The sequence below is a fragment of the Paenibacillus sp. JL3B1040 genome (assembly GCF_057063165.1).
The window spans coordinates 1,004,816-1,019,548 of record NZ_CM169317.1; the positions used below are offsets into that span (position 1 = coordinate 1,004,816).

Sequence of the window (14,733 nt, forward strand, 5' to 3'; positions counted from 1 at the left end):
GCCGGAGTACGGGGAGGAGACGGGGATATGGAAAGACAAATCGTCATCAATCATGGAGAAGAACAGCTTGCGGCCAGCATACATTACCCGGCCGAGAATAAAACAGGGGGGCGCTGCAACCGCGCTCCCCTGGTCGTCATTTGCCACGGCTTCGTCGGCAGCCGGATCGGCGTCGACCGTCTGTTTGTGAAGACGGCGCGGGAACTCGCGGCGGACGGTTTCCTCGTGCTCCGGTTCGATTACCTCGGCTGCGGCGAGAGCAGCGGCAATTACGGCGAGCATGGAGTGGAGTCTATGGTCGCCCAGACCCGAACGGTGTTGGACTATGGTCTTGGAGCGTTCGACATCGACCCGACGCGGGTGTCGCTGATCGGGCACAGCCTTGGCGGTTTGATGGCCCTCTTGACCGCGAATCGAGACCGGCGCGTGAAAAACCTTGTCTTATGGTCGGCCGTAGGATATCCGTTCAGCGATATCGTCAAAATTACCGGGCGCGAGTTATACGACCGGGCGGTGAAGCAAGGTGCCGCAGACTATATGGGATATGGGCTGACGCCGAAGTTCTTCGATTCGCTTGGCGAATTTCAGCCGTTCCAGGAAGCCGTTAAATTTACCGGCGACGTGTTTGTGGTGCATGGAACTTCCGACGATACGATTCCGGCGGATTACGCTTTCTTGTTTCAGAAGGTGTTCTGGATGCGGCCGGAGGGGCGCTGCGATAAAGAAATTATTTTCCAAGGCAATCATACGTTTTCGTCCGGCGAACACCAGCACCAGGTCATCCGGAAGACGAAGGAATGGCTCGGAGGACTGGAGGCCAAGCAAACCGAATGGCAGCATTGGATGATCTGAAGGCGGGGAGGGAAGGTTCACGGCGGACCGGGTACACAAAAACTGGTAAAACTCTTCTTGGATGGATACAATGAAGATGTAACCATTTTTTGGCGTAGGGAGGTTTGGGAGCTCATGTCTCAGCCTGCATTGTTTATTGCACACGGATCGCCTACTTTGGCCATCGAGCAAAACGCATATACGGAATTTCTTCGTCAACTGGGCCAGACAACGCTGGAACCGCCCAAAGCCGTCGTGATTTTCTCAGCCCATTGGGAAGCTCCGGTACAATGGGTCACGACCGATACAGCCCATTCAACGATGCATGATTTCTACGGTTTTCCGGAAGACATGTATGCGATTGAATACCCGGCTCCGGGCAGTCCCGAGCTCAGCGGAGAAATTGAGGAGATCTTCCGTTCGCACAATTTGCCGTATAAGCCATCAGCGGGCAGAGGGCTCGATCACGGGGCTTGGGTCGTCCTGCGGCTGTTGTTTCCGTCCGCCGATATCCCGGTGGTGGCTTTATCCGTGGACGCCAAACGCGAACCCGAGGAGCAGTATGCCATCGGCAAGATGCTTGCCGAATTGCGGCATCGGAACATTCTTGTGATTGGCAGCGGGGGACTCGTTCATAATCTTCGCCTGCTGGATGGGGAAGCGCGGGAACCGGCCAAATGGGCCGTCGAATTCGACGATTGGGTAGGACGGCAACTGCAGAGCTGGGACTTGCGGCAGCTGTTTGATTATGATCGCAAAGCTCCGCATGTGCGCATGGCGATCCCTTCCTACGGACGGGAGCATTTTGCGCCGCTGCTGTACGCCATGGGGGCGGCTGATGACGAGCGGCAGGCCGTGAAGCTGTTTCAGGATTATCAGTATGGGAGCCTTAGCTTGAACTGCTGGAAGTTCGGCGGCCGTTGACGGGAGGAGGTTCCTTGTCCGGTTAAACGAAAGGCCGGTCGAAATAAATGAAGCGCAGTACCCAAGGTTTGGGGTCTGCGCTTTTTTTCGATGGAAGCGAACTTTAGCGCCGCCGCCCGAAGGTTTTGCGGAAATAAGGCTGGATGAAGGCATCCAAACCGATCCGTCCGGCGTTAGAGCCGGCCACCACGATAAAGATTTCCAGCAGGAGCAGCTGCGGGTTCGTACTTACCGTGCCCGAGAATAAAAAGGCGAAATTCATGACCATGCCAAAGAAGGCAGCCAGCCAGGTGAAGCCACCCAGGATAAGGCCGAGCCCAACGAGCACCTCGCCATAAGGAACCAGGATATTAAACAGGCCTACGTTCGGTAAGGCAAAAAGCTCAAGGAACGAAGCCCACCAGCTCTGCACGGCGGGGTGTTCGCCGCCGCTTTTCGCCAAGGCTCCGCTCAAATATCCGGCGGCGTCGAAACCGCCCGTCACTTTCCCCCAACCGGAGGTCAGCCACTCATATCCCACGTAGAGTCTTATCAGCAAAAGCAGCCAGGAAGCAACCGTACTTTCCCGTAACCATTTTACGATCATTTCTCAATCTCCTTTCCGCTCATGCGGCGACAATGTTCTTTCTTTTTCGTGGAAATCTTCCCCTATCTTAGTATTCATATTAGGGACAAAATTTAAAACAATCAATTATTATTTTAAATTTTAACAATTAATTTACCTGCGTGATGTTTCGGCTTTCCCCGAATCGGCGATTCAACGTATAATGTAGAAAACTCAGGAATTATGACGGAGGAACATGCCTTTGAAATCATTAAAGTTAAATTGGCTGCTCGTATCGCTGCTCATCGTCCTACTGTCCGCTTGCGGCAAGAACGGGGAAGCCGTTCCGCCCGCGGACGGCATTGCTCCGCCGCAAACGGCGGTCCCGGAGGAGAACGTTCCGCCCGAACCGGCGCCCCCGGCCTATACGGCCCCGCTGACGGGATTGCCGCTGGAGGAGCCGCTTACCCGCAGACCGGTCGCCATCATGATCAATAATGCGCCGGCGGCCCGCCCGCAATCGGGATTGATTGACGCGGATGTCGTTTACGAGGTGCTGGCCGAAGGCGGGGTCACGCGGCTGGTCTCGATCTTTCACAGTCAGGCGGACAACGCCAAGATCGGTCCGATCCGCAGCATCCGCCCGTACATGATCGATTTGGGCGAAAGTTATCACGGCGTGCTGGTACATGCCGGTGCGAGCAACGATGCCTATGCGATCTTGCAAAGGCAGCATAAGGAGGATCTGGACGAGATCACGAATGCCGGTTCCTTCTTCTGGCGGGACAAGTCCCGGAAGGCGCCGCACAATTTGTATTCCAACGTGGAGAAGCTGCTGGAAGGCGCCGCCAAGCGCGGATACGCAACGGAGGATGGAGCGGTGCCCGCGTACGCTTTTTATAAGGATAACGAACAACCCCATTCGTTTGAGACCGCGAATAACGTGGAGATTACCTTCCAACTGGACAATTACCGGGTCGGATACGAATACGATGCCGCGACCGGGCTTTACCAGCGGTCCATCAATGGCGCGCCGCACGCCGATCTGGAGAGCGGCGATCGGTTGACCGCCGCGAACGTTGTCGTGATGGGAGCCGACCACCGGGTGCTGGACGACGTTGGCCGGCTGGAGGTAGGGTTATCGCTCGGCGGCGAAGCGGTTTTGTTCCAGAAAGGCAAAGTGATTCGGGGCGAATGGGTCCGCAAGGAAGGCGACATCATCCGGTTCATTAAAGATAATGTGGAGCTGCCGATGGTGCCGGGCCAGACGTTTATCCATGTCGTGCCGAACACTCCGGATTTCGCCAGCCATGTTAAGGCGGAGTAAAATCGAGTCAGGCAGATTTTGTATTTTCAGGGCGATCGAAGGATATCTTTGGGAGATTTAGGGGAAATCTAAGCGTGATCGTGAAATGTTTGCGACATTATTTCCTATCTGTTAAATAGTTGTGATAAGATATTCAAGGTTGTGTAAAATCGACCGCAAGAATTACCTTATGGAGAGAAAAGGGGATACTGATGCGAGTGAAGAAGAAAGATATCTTTTTCCAGACGTTAGAGGACATGGCGGATACGATCGTGCATTCGGCGGATTATTTCGCCCAGCAGGTGGCGGAGTTCAAAGATGTTGAAGCGTTCGCCAAAAAGATGAAGGAATTCGAATCCATATGCGACGAATACACCCACAAAATCATCGTGGAATTGAACAAAACGTTCATTACCCCGATCGAACGGGACGACATCATGCACCTGATCACGGCGCTGGACGACGTCATCGACGGTTTGGAAGCCTCGACTTCTCGATTCTTCATGTACCATTTGACCGAACCTGACGAATATATCGCCCGTTTTGCGGAAATCCTGCGCAATTCGGCATACGAAATCCAAAAGGCGATCCATCTGCTGTCTCAGAAAAAATTGCTGGCGATCCGCGAGTATACGATCCGGCTGAACGACCTGGAGAACCAGGGCGACGAATTGCTGCGGATTTGCATCAAAGAGTTGTTCATGAAAGTGACCGATCCGATTGAGCTGATCAAGAAAAAAGAGATTTACGAACGGCTGGAAACAACGACCGACGCTTGCGAAAAAGTGGCCAATATGCTGGAATCCATCATTATGCGTAATTCTTAAGAACTTCACTTTATATTCGACATTCGGGAGGTTGGAATTGCGCGGATTTACATAGAGAGACAGCCATCTGTGCAAAAAAGCTATGGATACGAGTTTATTGATTATTCTTATCGTTATCATACTGGCGCTGGCGTTTGACTTCATCAATGGGTTTCATGATACGGCTAATGCGATCGCAACTTCGGTCTCGACGCGCGCGCTGAAGCCGCGGACGGCGATTATGATGGCAGCCGTCATGAACTTTCTGGGCGCGATTATGTTCACAGGGGTCGCCAAAACGATCGGCGGCAGCGTGGCCGATCCGGCAAAGCTGGATAACGGTCTGGAAGTGCTGATCGCTACGCTGCTGGCCGCGATCATTTGGAACCTCATTACGTGGTGGTTCGGAATTCCTTCGTCTTCCTCCCATGCGCTGATCGGCGCTTTGGCGGGGGCCGTGTATGTCGGCGCAGGACCGGACAAGCTGAACTGGAGCGGGTTTACGACGATCGTCGAAGGGTTGCTCTTCTCCCCGGTGATCGCTTTCGTGATCGGCTTTATTGTCATGATGATTTTAAAATGGATCTTCGCCAGACGCAGTCCGCATACCGTAAATAAGGGCTTCCGTTCGATGCAAATCGTAACCGCCGCGCTGCAAAGCTTCACGCACGGCACGAATGATGCGCAGAAAGCCATGGGGATTATCACGTTCGCCCTGGTGACGGCCGACTTCCAGGATCATATGGAAGTGCCGCTCTGGGTTAAGCTCGCCGCGGCAACGGCGATGGCCTTGGGGACGTCGATCGGCGGCTGGAAGATCATCAAAACGATGGGGACGAAAATCTTCAAAATCGAGCCGATCAACGGCTTCGCAGCGGATATCTCCGCCGCTTCGGTTATTTTCGGGGCGACGTTGATCCACCTGCCGGTCAGCACGACGCATGCCATCACCTCGTCCATCCTGGGCGTAGGTTCGGCCAAGCGGTTCTCCGCCGTCCGCTGGTCGGTGGCCGGACGCATCGTCGTTGCCTGGGTGATTACGATTCCGATCGTGTTTGTCATGGCCGGAGCTATCTACAAGCTCCTCTTTTAAGAGGAAGTTCAAAAAGTCGTCTTTTGATCACGAAGTAAAAGCAAGAAGCGGATTCGGCATCGAATCTTGAATTCAGCCGGGCCTTCCGTTGCTCACGTAGATCTGTCTACGCTCCGCTACTCAGTCCCTAGCTTCATTCAACCTTCTCGGTGCTGAAAAGCCGACTTTTTGAACCTTTATTTTAAGGAAGTTCAAAAAGTCGTCTTTTGATCACGAGGCGGGGCAAGAAGCGGATTCGGCATCGAATCTTGAATTCAGCCGGGCCTTCCGTTGCTCACGTAGATCTGTCTACGCTCCGCTACTCAGTCCCTAGCTTCATTCAACCTTCTCGGTGCTGAAAAGCCGACTTTTTGAACCTTTATTTTAAGGAAGTTCAAAAAGTCGTCTTTTGATCACGAGGCGGGGCAAGAAGCGGAATCGACGTCGAATCTTGAATTCAGCCGGGCCTTATAATGATACCTATTTCGGATTAACGACGAAAGCCAATCTGCCGAGGATTGGCTTTTTTGAGGAGGCGGCGCATGATGATCAGGACCATGGGGATGACGCGGGACCATCAGGTTGTGACGGATCTTCCGCTGGAGCGGATCAAAGACGGGCATTTCGTGTGGACCTGGGTCGATTTGGACGCCCCTACGCCTGAGGAAACCGAGGTGCTGTCGAGCTTTTTTCATTTTCACCCGCTAGCGATCGAGGATTGCTTGCATGTGCTGCAGCGGCCGAAAATGGACTATTATGAAGATTTTCAGTTCCTGGTGTTGCACGCGATAGACGAAAAAACGCTGGATACCGTGGAAGTGGATCTGTTTATCGGGGACGCATGCCTGGTGTCGTTTCACCAGCGGCGGTTGGACGAATTGGATGAAGCGTGGAGCAGTATGCTGAATCGGGCCCATGACTATAAGGTCTGGGTGCACGGGCCCTATTCGGCTGCTTATAGGGTGATTGACAGCCTGGTGGACCATTATTTTCCTTGCGTGTACGAGATTGAAGACGAGCTTGACGAGTTGGAGAGTAAAGGCAGCAGCGAGTCGGTCGAGCAGCTGATGAACCAGGTGTTCGACCTGCGCAGTCGGCTGCTCAAGCTGCGGCGGACGATCGTCCCGATGCGCGACCTCATGTACCGCATCCTGAATTCGCAGCATGTCCAAGGCGATAAGGAGCCACGCGCTTATTACGCGGACATTTACGACCATCTGCTCAAGCTGTCGGAGATGATCGAGGCCGACCGGGAAATGACCGCGGATTTGCGCGACTCCTATATTTCGCTGAATTCCAACCGGATGAACGGGATCATGAAGACGCTGACGGTCATCACGACCATTTTTATGCCGCTGACGCTGATCGCCGGAATCTACGGGATGAATTTCGTTAACATGCCGGAGTTGCACTGGAAATACGGATATTTCGCGATTATCGGGCTGATGGCCGCACTCGGCGGCTGGATGATTCTCTGGTTTGGTAGACGGGGCTGGTTCAAGTAGGGTCGGCCCGTACGTGCCGTCAAAAGCAAAGCCGCCGCCGGGTTAGCGGCGGCGATTTCCCGATTTTCCGGATTTTCCTGATTTGCCGGTTGAGGAGCGCTTTCCGCTGCGGCCGGAGCCGGTACGGCTGCCGCTTTTCTTGCGGGTCGATTTGCGGCGGCGAGGCCGGTATTCGTCCATCCGGCCGGTGCGGCCGCCGGCGGACTTGCCTTTGCCTCCGGGCAAAAACGCGGTGAACAGCTTTGCCATCGGGGCGAATTGCTGCACGGTTTGCATCACCTTCTGCACCTGGCCCATCGTGGACAAGATGCCGTCGATTCCGCCCATGCGGTCGACGATGCCTTTCAGGTCGCCCAAGCTGGGCAGCGATAATCCGCCGCCGGACTTCGGCGTGGTCGAGGCGGCCGGCGCCTGGGTTGGAGCCGGAGACGGCGGGGAATAGGGGACAAGCGAGGAAGCCTCCGCTTTGATTCCGTACGGATTCACCCCCGGGTAGTAATGGGGGTACGGGTAGAACGGGGGCACCGGTCCTTGGCGTGAATCATGGTTCTGGGGCATGGTATCACTTTCCTTTTCAGATATTTTGTCGGGCGTGCGGATCGAAGGCCGATTCCTTCTTGTCCGCCCTTCCGAGACAAGACCTAGGTTTGGATCGGAGTACGCCGCAGGGGGATCCACTCGATGGAGACGGCATTATTTTCCCTGGCTAGGCGTTTGTATTACTATACTGTATGTGCCCGCCCTGCTTTGCGTATGGACGAATGTCCCGGTTCCGGTGGGCGTTTGCGGAATTTGGGCGTTCTTTCTGTGATGCGTGAAACCGTTAATGCTTGAAAAGGAGTACACCACTCGGGTACAATGGGGTTGTGGTTACAGTAACGGTAGGGGATGATAATTCAGTGCAACTGAAGAAATTAAACGACAAAACGATCGATCAATTATTCGAAGCCATTTTAACGTTAAAAGACATCGAGGAATGTTACATTTTTTTTGACGATCTGTGCACCGTAAACGAAATTCAGTCTTTGTCGCAACGGCTGGAAGTTGCCCGAATGTTGGGCAAAGGCAACACATACAACCAGATTGAAGCGGAAACCGGGGCCAGCACGGCGACGATATCGCGGGTGAAACGCTGCTTGAATTACGGCAACGATGGCTACAAGATGGCGTTGGATCGTTTAGGGCGTTAAGCCTATGGCAGAAGAAATACGAGCGCAGTCGATGATGCCGGCGAAGGTGAGGAAGGCATCCCACGAGGGAGAGGTTGTACGCAAACCGGGTGTTCTGGTCATTAGCCACGGTTCCCCTGACGAGCATTGGGTGGCCCTCGTGGAGGCGGCGGTGGCGGAAGCGGCGGTTGATTTGCCTGCCGGCCTTCCGCTGGCCTGCGCTTTTCTCGAAACCGTGGAAGGCCGTCTGATGATCCAGGACGGCATCGATCGGCTGGAATCCCAGGGAGTGACGGACATGATCGTCATTCCCTTGTTCGTGTCCTCGGGGAGTACACATATCGATGAGATCGCTTATGCGTTGGGCGTGAAGGATACACCGGAGAAGGAAACCGACCTGGAGCGTTTTCGGGTTTCCGCTCGGGTGTTTTTTGGCGATCCGATCGATGACGGGCCGCTGGTGGCGGCGATGGTCTGGGATAAGGTGAAAAGGCTGTCGGTGCGGCCGGAGCAGGAGGTGCTGCTGCTTGTGGGGCACGGCAGCGTGCATCCGGGCTTTTTGCAGCGCTGGGAGCGTGGAATGGCTTCGTTGGCGGCGCAGGCCGGAGAACTCGCCGGACTTGCGGGCGGGGCCGATTACGCGCTGCTGAATCCGGACAGCGTGCGTTCGAAGATGCGGTATTGGTCGGAGCAGCGAGGCATGGACGTTATCGTGGCGCCGCTCTTTTTGAGCGCGGGGTATTTTACCAAGGTCACGATCCCGAAGCGGTTGGAGGGACTGGCTCACCGGTATTCGGGAGAGGCGTTACTGCCCCATCCTTTGGCGGCTCGCTGGATGTCGCAGCAAATATTGAATATAATGGGATCATTGACATGTTGACATTCTGATAATCGGGTGGCGTTTGTAGGATGAAGAGAGCTAGATTGATTTATAATCCGACCTCGGGAAGAGAAGAGATGCGGCGCTTGCTGCCGGATGTGCTGGAACGCCTGGATCAGGGCGGCATCGAAACGTCGTGCCATGCCACGACCGGGGAAGGCGATGCGATGCGCGAGGCCGCTCTGGCGGTGGAGCGCGGCTACGACATCATTATTGCGGCCGGCGGCGACGGTACGCTGAATGAGGTCGTTAACGGCATGGCCGGGAAGAGCAATTTGCCGCCGCTGGGGGTGTTCCCGCTCGGAACCACCAACGATTTTGCCCGCGCCATGGGGATATCCAGGCGTTGGGAGGATTATTGCGACCTGGTCATTGAGAATCAAACGAGGCCGATCGACATCGGCAAGGTAAACGGTCGGCATTTCATCAACATCGCCGGCGGCGGCACCTTGACCGAGCTAACGTACGAAGTGCCCAGCCGGCTTAAGACGCTGATCGGTCAACTGGCCTATTATATGAAGGGGATCGAGAAGATGGCCAGCTTGTCGCCGACGAAGCTGATCATCGACGCCGAAGGCTGCGACGTGATCGAAGGCGAATTCATGCTGTTCCTGATCGCCAACAGCAACTCGGTCGGCGGCTTCGAGAAGCTGGCGCCGGACGCGCGCATCGACGACGGGCTGCTCGATGTGATCGCTGTCAAGAAGTGCAACCTGGCGGAGTTCATCCGTCTGGTGACGATGGCGCTGCGCGGCGATCATTTGGGCGACTCGCATGTCGTTTACTTCAGGACGCGGCGCATGGAGGTGACCTCGCCCGGCCATGTCATGCTCAATCTCGACGGCGAACTGGGCGGCGAGCTGCCGGGCGTGTTCGAGATATTGCCGCAGCATTTGCAGATTTTTGCTTAGGTGAGTAGGGGAAGAGATCAAGGTAAAAGATTTAGGTAAATGATCTAGGTAAATGATCTAGATAAAAGATTTAGGTAATTGATCAAAGATGCTGTTTTGGGACGATCCCCCGCCGGGTTGGCGGGGGATTTGGCTTGGGGTGGGGCGGTATGCGGTATGCGGTGGAGGGTGAGCGGCGAGCCGGGTAAGCGGGGCATGTTAGAGGGGCGAGAGCAGTAGCGGGAGGCCCCAGCAGGGCCTGTAAAGGCTTGCCGAATGAAATGATGCGGTATCTGCGGGTAACTGTTGCAACAAGGTTGGGTAAACTTTTGGAGCCGTGCAAGGAATGATTAAGGGGAACTCTAAACTAAATCGTATATTGAACTGGGTACGGCGATCGGTAGGATCGGGATTGGAATGAGGTAAGGGGCTTTGTTAGGGTGTTCGAAACCAACTAAGTGGAAATTCTACAGTTCTTTTCTTGAGTAATCGAGGCGCGGGGAGAATTAGTTGGAAAAAGTACAGTTGTTTTCGCGAGAAAAGGTGAAAATAAGTGAAATTGGCCGAAATAGGTGTAGGTTTTCCAATTAGTTTTGCGAAATCGGGCCAAACGGGGTAAATTAGATGGGTGATTTCCAGCTAGTTCGTTTATGGACGAGCTAGTTCACCTATAGGGACGATGGACGAATGTCTTTTCTCGATAATGAAAGGTTGCAGGGAAAGAGGTAGAACAGACTTGCGTTGGATTTGAAGAATACTGGTGTAACCGGTTCAGTTGAACATAGAAGGAGAACGTCATGACGAAACAACGGAGTAACAGGGGCCGTCCCGGCGGCAATCGGATGAGCGGAGCTCGGGGACAAGCACAAAAGAGAACTAGCGCTGCGAAAAATGGCCGTGGCGGGCGAGAGGCAGGAGCCGAAACCAACGGTAGTCTTAAATCGCGGGGGCGTGCGGCTGCGGCCGAAGCCTTGATTGCCGGCCTTCCCGTGGCGAAGAACGATGAGGTTGTACTCGACATCATCGGGATGAACCACGACGGGGAAGGCGTCGGCCGGGCCGAAGGCTACACGCTGTTTGTGGCAGGCGCCTTGCCGGGCGAGAAGGCCCGGGTCAAGGTGCTCAAGACGAAGAAGCAGTATGGCTACGCCAAACTGCTGGATGTGGTTGAGGCGAGCCCGGACAGGGTGGCCCCGCCCTGTCCGATCTACGACAAGTGCGGAGGCTGCCAGCTGCAGCACTTGGGCTACGACGCGCAGCTCGCGTGGAAGCGGCAGCACGTCGTCGACGCGCTGGAGCGGATCGGCAAGCTGCGCGTGGCGGGGGGCGCGCCGGGAACAGGCGCGCTTGCGGGCGGCAGCGGCGAAGCGGGCGCTGCCGCTGGGGATTGGGCGGCCGCGGGTGCGGCGGCCACCGATGCCGCCAGCGCCGCCGAGGGCGGCGACAATGCCGTCGTCGTGCGGCCGACGCTGGGCATGGCCGCGCCTTGGCGCTATCGCAACAAGGCGCAGGTGCCCGTCGGCGTCACCGACGGCGCCCTGGTTGGCGGTTTCTACGCTCGCGGCAGCCATCGCATCGTCGACATGGAGACATGCCTCATCCAGCACGAGAGCAACGATGATGTCGTCAGCCGCGTCAAGACGATCGGGCGCCGCCTCGGCATCACCGCCTACGACGAGGAGACGGGACAAGGCTTGCTTCGTCATGTCGTAGTGAAGGTCGGCTTCCGGACCGGCGAAATGATGCTGGTGCTGGTTACGAACGGCGACCGGATCCCCCATGAGGGCGAGTGGATCGCCGCGATCCGCGAAGAGATGCCGCCCGTCGTCAGCATCTGCCAGAACGTTAATACGCGGCAGACGAACGTCATCTTCGGCGATGTGACTCGCGTTCTGTGGGGGCGCGAAGTGATTTTTGATTATATCGGGGACGTGAAGTTTGCGATCTCGGCGCGTTCTTTTTACCAAGTAAACCCGCTCCAGATGGAAGTATTGTACGGTAAAACAGTGGAGTACGCCGGTCTGACCGGGCAAGAGACGGTCATCGACGCTTACTGCGGCATCGGCACCATTTCCCTGTTCCTGGCGCAGCATGCCAAGCGGGTGTACGGCGTGGAGATTGTCAAAGAGGCGATCGAAGACGCCCGCGTCAACGCCGAGTTGAACGGGATGAACCACGTCACTTTCGAGGTCGGCGCCTCCGAAGACGTCATCCCGGCCTGGAAAGAGCAGGGCATCGAAGCCGACCTCATCGTCGTCGACCCGCCCCGCAAAGGCTGCGACCCGCGCCTGCTGGACACCATCCTCGAAATGAAGCCTGAGCGCGTAGTGTACGTGAGCTGCAACCCCGCGACTCTGGCCCGCGACCTGCGCATCCTTGAGGACGGCGGGTACCGGACGGTCGAGGTCACACCGGTCGATATGTTCCCGCATACGGTGCATGTGGAGTGCTGTGTGTCACTTGTCAGGAAGTAATATATCAGAAGTGCATTTACCTTCTACATTTGAGCCTAAGCGGTGTTAGCGCTTGGGCTTTTCTTATGCGGAGGCCCTGTAGAGCCAATGTGAAAGATATTCAGAAAATGGAAGGGGATTGAAAAAATATGTCGAACTTGAACTATATGAGGGTAATGATTATACGGTAACAATCCGGCACAAGGCTGGAAGTACACTCATGAAGGATGGAGAGGTTTGAGTATGAGTAGATTAATTGATAGCAGTATAACAATATACGAGGCTTTACAAAACATCAAAGACGGAAAGTATGTAATGCCTGCTTTTCAAAGACAATTTGTCTGGGGTATGGAGCAAATTGAAAAACTATGGGATTCCATCTTGCTGGATTATCCTATTGCTACATTTCTATTCTGGCACGTTGATGACTCCAATGTGACATGGGATACTTATTTTTGTGGCTTTCTTTCGGAGGTTACATTTGATAGCAGAAAACAGGCAGACAGTGTTAATTATGAGTTGATAAGTATAAACGTTAAGAATACCAATACGGCAGTATTGGATGGACAGCAAAGGCTAACATCACTGTTTCTATCATTGTTCGGAGGAGCATACATACGTCCGAATTATGCGAGAAAGAAGACCGGGGACAAGATAGTATCTAAACTTTTGATAGAACTGAACAAGAATAAGATATCTGTCGATGAGGAAGAGTATAATACCAAGAAATTCGATATTAAGTTTAGTGAGAAGATTGGAAGATTGAGCCCGACCCAATTTGAGATAAAGCATATCCTTGATGAGAAGTTCCAAGATGAAACTACGAGAGAGAAAGCAATTGAAGAAACTATTGCTAATGTTCCGGCAGACAGCAAGGATTACGCACGAGATATACTGCAAAAGTTATATAACAAGGTTTATGTCGAAAAACTGATCAGATATACGGAAATTATGGACATGAAACAAGACGATGCTCTTGAAATGTTTGTAAGGTTTAATAGCGGCGGTAAAGCATTACGTAAATCTGAAATAACAATGTCAATTCTAGAGGCATACTGGCCAAGTGCGAAAACGGAGTTTGGAAAAATTCTCGTTGATTCATATGCAGGCTTTGGTACGGACTTTATTATCCGTTCAGCTTTGATGCTGTATGGTGATGTTGTTAAATCCAACATTAACAAAAAGATTGCAGAGGACTTAAAAAATGATTGGAGTGGTTTCAAAAAAGCTCTCACTAACTTGGAAAACCTTTTGAAAGAAATGAAAATTGATGTGAGCCGGTTTTCAAGTAGTTGGAACGTTCTGTTGCCGATTATCTATTATATTTACTACACTCCTGATTACGATAAAAACATCAAAGGTGTTCGTGCTTACTTACTTAGGGCGATATTCTTTACTTATTTCCAATCAGGTACTACAACTAAGCTGCAACAGATGAAGAGTAGTATCAACAGCTTTGATTACGAAATTACAATTGAAATGCTCGATCAGATGAATGACTTGAGAGTTACAGATGGTAAAATTGAAGATGTACTCAACTCCGAAAAAGGTAGCAGAGTTGCTGGTGAGGTTTTGTACTACTTGAATCTTGATTGGACTAATAAGAGCTTTAAGTATGAACAAGACCATCTTCACCCTGATAGCAGGTTTAGCGAAAGTAAGCCAGTATCTGTTTCTGTAGAGGATTGGAAAAGGTGGCGTGGAATGCGCAATCGATTACCTAATTTACATCTACTTGAGGGCAGAAGCAATGGTAGCAAAAATGATATGCGCCTCGTTGATTATTATAATGATATGAACGATATGCAAAAGGCGGAATTTTGTAATCAGGCAATGATTCCTCAGAGTGTTTCACTTGAGATAGAAGACTTTGAAATATTTTATGAGGCTAGAAAAGCAGTGCTTACAGAAAAGATACGTGAGTTGTTAGAGTGATACTTCTGATTCATACTAAAGCCACTTCTTCTGTTTAATAAACTGGCAAAGCTCAAGCTCATGTGAAGCTTGAGCTGTTTCTTGTTATGTTACTTTGGTCCATACATGATACTTGATTATATGGTGTCGATGAATTTGTTCCGGGAGCAAGAAACCTAAAGAAATAATTCTTGTGGGTCAACTCGCTCCCGATACGGTTATAAGCATGACAACTTGGTTTAGGTATCCCGCTATTTTGAAATAATATGTGTTGACTCTGCTTACTCCACACATGTGGAGTGTGTTGCGAAACTGGTACGTCAGTGATACAGGTTTTAGATTCCTTGATGTATAAGGAGTTCTACCGTGTTACAGGCCTTGATTATTGAATGGAACATATTCGAAAATGCATCGTTGATGTGAAACTGATGTGAAACTT

General features: G+C 52.9%; 13 protein-coding genes. 11 read left to right on the plus strand and 2 right to left on the minus strand.

Going from position 1 to position 14,733, the window contains the following annotated elements; all coding sequences use genetic code 11:
• The first annotated feature begins 27 nt into the window (after nucleotides 1-27).
• Complete coding sequence (locus ACZF99_RS04385) at nucleotides 28-852, plus strand: alpha/beta hydrolase family protein (RefSeq protein ID WP_240271156.1); 825 nt, start codon at nucleotides 28-30, stop codon at nucleotides 850-852.
• Nucleotides 853-966: 114 nt separating this feature from the next.
• On the plus strand, nucleotides 967-1,755 hold the full coding sequence (locus ACZF99_RS04390) for a dioxygenase family protein (RefSeq protein WP_240271157.1): 789 nt from the start codon (nucleotides 967-969) through the stop codon (nucleotides 1,753-1,755).
• Nucleotides 1,756-1,858: 103 nt separating this feature from the next.
• On the opposite strand, the gene ACZF99_RS04395 is transcribed toward ACZF99_RS04390, so the two are convergent.
• Nucleotides 1,859-2,341: a DoxX family protein gene (locus ACZF99_RS04395; RefSeq protein WP_240271158.1), complete on the minus strand. Its 483-nt coding sequence runs from the start codon at nucleotides 2,339-2,341 to the stop codon at nucleotides 1,859-1,861.
• 214 nt (nucleotides 2,342-2,555) lie between these two features.
• Between ACZF99_RS04395 and ACZF99_RS04400 the strand changes: the two genes are divergently transcribed.
• From ACZF99_RS04400 to corA, 4 genes are all read left to right on the plus strand, one after another.
• The gene (locus tag ACZF99_RS04400; RefSeq protein WP_240271159.1) at nucleotides 2,556-3,626 is read left to right on the plus strand and encodes a DUF3048 domain-containing protein; all 1,071 of its coding nucleotides are present in this window, start codon (nucleotides 2,556-2,558) and stop codon (nucleotides 3,624-3,626) included.
• Nucleotides 3,627-3,817: 191 nt separating this feature from the next.
• Entirely contained in the window at nucleotides 3,818-4,432 is a 615-nt protein-coding gene (locus tag ACZF99_RS04405) for a DUF47 domain-containing protein (protein ID WP_240271160.1), read from the plus strand.
• 82 nt (nucleotides 4,433-4,514) lie between these two features.
• The gene (locus ACZF99_RS04410; protein ID WP_240271161.1) at nucleotides 4,515-5,504 is read left to right on the plus strand and encodes an inorganic phosphate transporter; all 990 of its coding nucleotides are present in this window, start codon (nucleotides 4,515-4,517) and stop codon (nucleotides 5,502-5,504) included.
• Nucleotides 5,505-6,028: 524 nt separating this feature from the next.
• Nucleotides 6,029-6,988: a magnesium/cobalt transporter CorA gene (gene corA / locus ACZF99_RS04415; protein WP_240268591.1), complete on the plus strand. Its 960-nt coding sequence runs from the start codon at nucleotides 6,029-6,031 to the stop codon at nucleotides 6,986-6,988.
• A 42-nt stretch (nucleotides 6,989-7,030) separates the two neighbouring features.
• Here the strand turns inward: corA and ACZF99_RS04420 are convergent, their stop codons facing one another.
• Entirely contained in the window at nucleotides 7,031-7,546 is a 516-nt protein-coding gene (locus ACZF99_RS04420; protein WP_240268590.1) for a hypothetical protein, read from the minus strand.
• Between the two features lie 341 nt (nucleotides 7,547-7,887).
• On the opposite strand from ACZF99_RS04420, the gene ACZF99_RS04425 reads away from it, so the two are divergent.
• From ACZF99_RS04425 to ACZF99_RS04445, 5 genes are all read left to right on the plus strand, one after another.
• Nucleotides 7,888-8,178, plus strand: a complete 291-nt coding sequence (locus tag ACZF99_RS04425; protein WP_240268589.1) for a YerC/YecD family TrpR-related protein — start codon at nucleotides 7,888-7,890, stop codon at nucleotides 8,176-8,178.
• Nucleotides 8,179-8,212: 34 nt separating this feature from the next.
• Nucleotides 8,213-9,037, plus strand: coding sequence for a sirohydrochlorin chelatase (locus ACZF99_RS04430; RefSeq protein WP_240268593.1), 825 nt, complete (start codon nucleotides 8,213-8,215; stop codon nucleotides 9,035-9,037).
• Between the two features lie 29 nt (nucleotides 9,038-9,066).
• Nucleotides 9,067-9,948, plus strand: a complete 882-nt coding sequence (locus ACZF99_RS04435; RefSeq protein ID WP_240268588.1) for a diacylglycerol kinase — start codon at nucleotides 9,067-9,069, stop codon at nucleotides 9,946-9,948.
• 776 nt (nucleotides 9,949-10,724) lie between these two features.
• Nucleotides 10,725-12,401: a 23S rRNA (uracil(1939)-C(5))-methyltransferase RlmD gene (rlmD, locus tag ACZF99_RS04440; RefSeq protein WP_483609408.1), complete on the plus strand. Its 1,677-nt coding sequence runs from the start codon at nucleotides 10,725-10,727 to the stop codon at nucleotides 12,399-12,401.
• A gap of 222 nt (nucleotides 12,402-12,623) precedes the next feature.
• Complete coding sequence (locus ACZF99_RS04445; RefSeq protein ID WP_240268586.1) at nucleotides 12,624-14,315, plus strand: DUF262 domain-containing protein; 1,692 nt, start codon at nucleotides 12,624-12,626, stop codon at nucleotides 14,313-14,315.
• Nucleotides 14,316-14,733: the final 418 nt, after the last annotated feature.

Bases quoted from the DNA above. Each gene is read 5' to 3' on its own strand.
- ACZF99_RS04420 (WP_240268590.1), bottom strand. From the start codon at position 7,546: ATGCCCCAGAACCATGATTCACGCCAAGGACCGGTGCCCCCGTTCTAC.
- ACZF99_RS04445 (WP_240268586.1), top strand. From the start codon at position 12,624: ATGAGTAGATTAATTGATAGCAGTATAACAATATACGAGGCTTTACAA.
- ACZF99_RS04395 (WP_240271158.1), bottom strand. From the start codon at position 2,341: ATGATCGTAAAATGGTTACGGGAAAGTACGGTTGCTTCCTGGCTGCTT.
- ACZF99_RS04430 (WP_240268593.1), top strand. From the start codon at position 8,213: ATGCCGGCGAAGGTGAGGAAGGCATCCCACGAGGGAGAGGTTGTACGC.
- ACZF99_RS04390 (WP_240271157.1), top strand. From the start codon at position 967: ATGTCTCAGCCTGCATTGTTTATTGCACACGGATCGCCTACTTTGGCC.
- ACZF99_RS04410 (WP_240271161.1), top strand. From the start codon at position 4,515: ATGGATACGAGTTTATTGATTATTCTTATCGTTATCATACTGGCGCTG.
- ACZF99_RS04435 (WP_240268588.1), top strand. From the start codon at position 9,067: ATGAAGAGAGCTAGATTGATTTATAATCCGACCTCGGGAAGAGAAGAG.
- rlmD (WP_483609408.1), top strand. From the start codon at position 10,725: ATGACGAAACAACGGAGTAACAGGGGCCGTCCCGGCGGCAATCGGATG.
- ACZF99_RS04385 (WP_240271156.1), top strand. From the start codon at position 28: ATGGAAAGACAAATCGTCATCAATCATGGAGAAGAACAGCTTGCGGCC.
- ACZF99_RS04400 (WP_240271159.1), top strand. From the start codon at position 2,556: ATGCCTTTGAAATCATTAAAGTTAAATTGGCTGCTCGTATCGCTGCTC.
- corA (WP_240268591.1), top strand. From the start codon at position 6,029: ATGATCAGGACCATGGGGATGACGCGGGACCATCAGGTTGTGACGGAT.
- ACZF99_RS04405 (WP_240271160.1), top strand. From the start codon at position 3,818: ATGCGAGTGAAGAAGAAAGATATCTTTTTCCAGACGTTAGAGGACATG.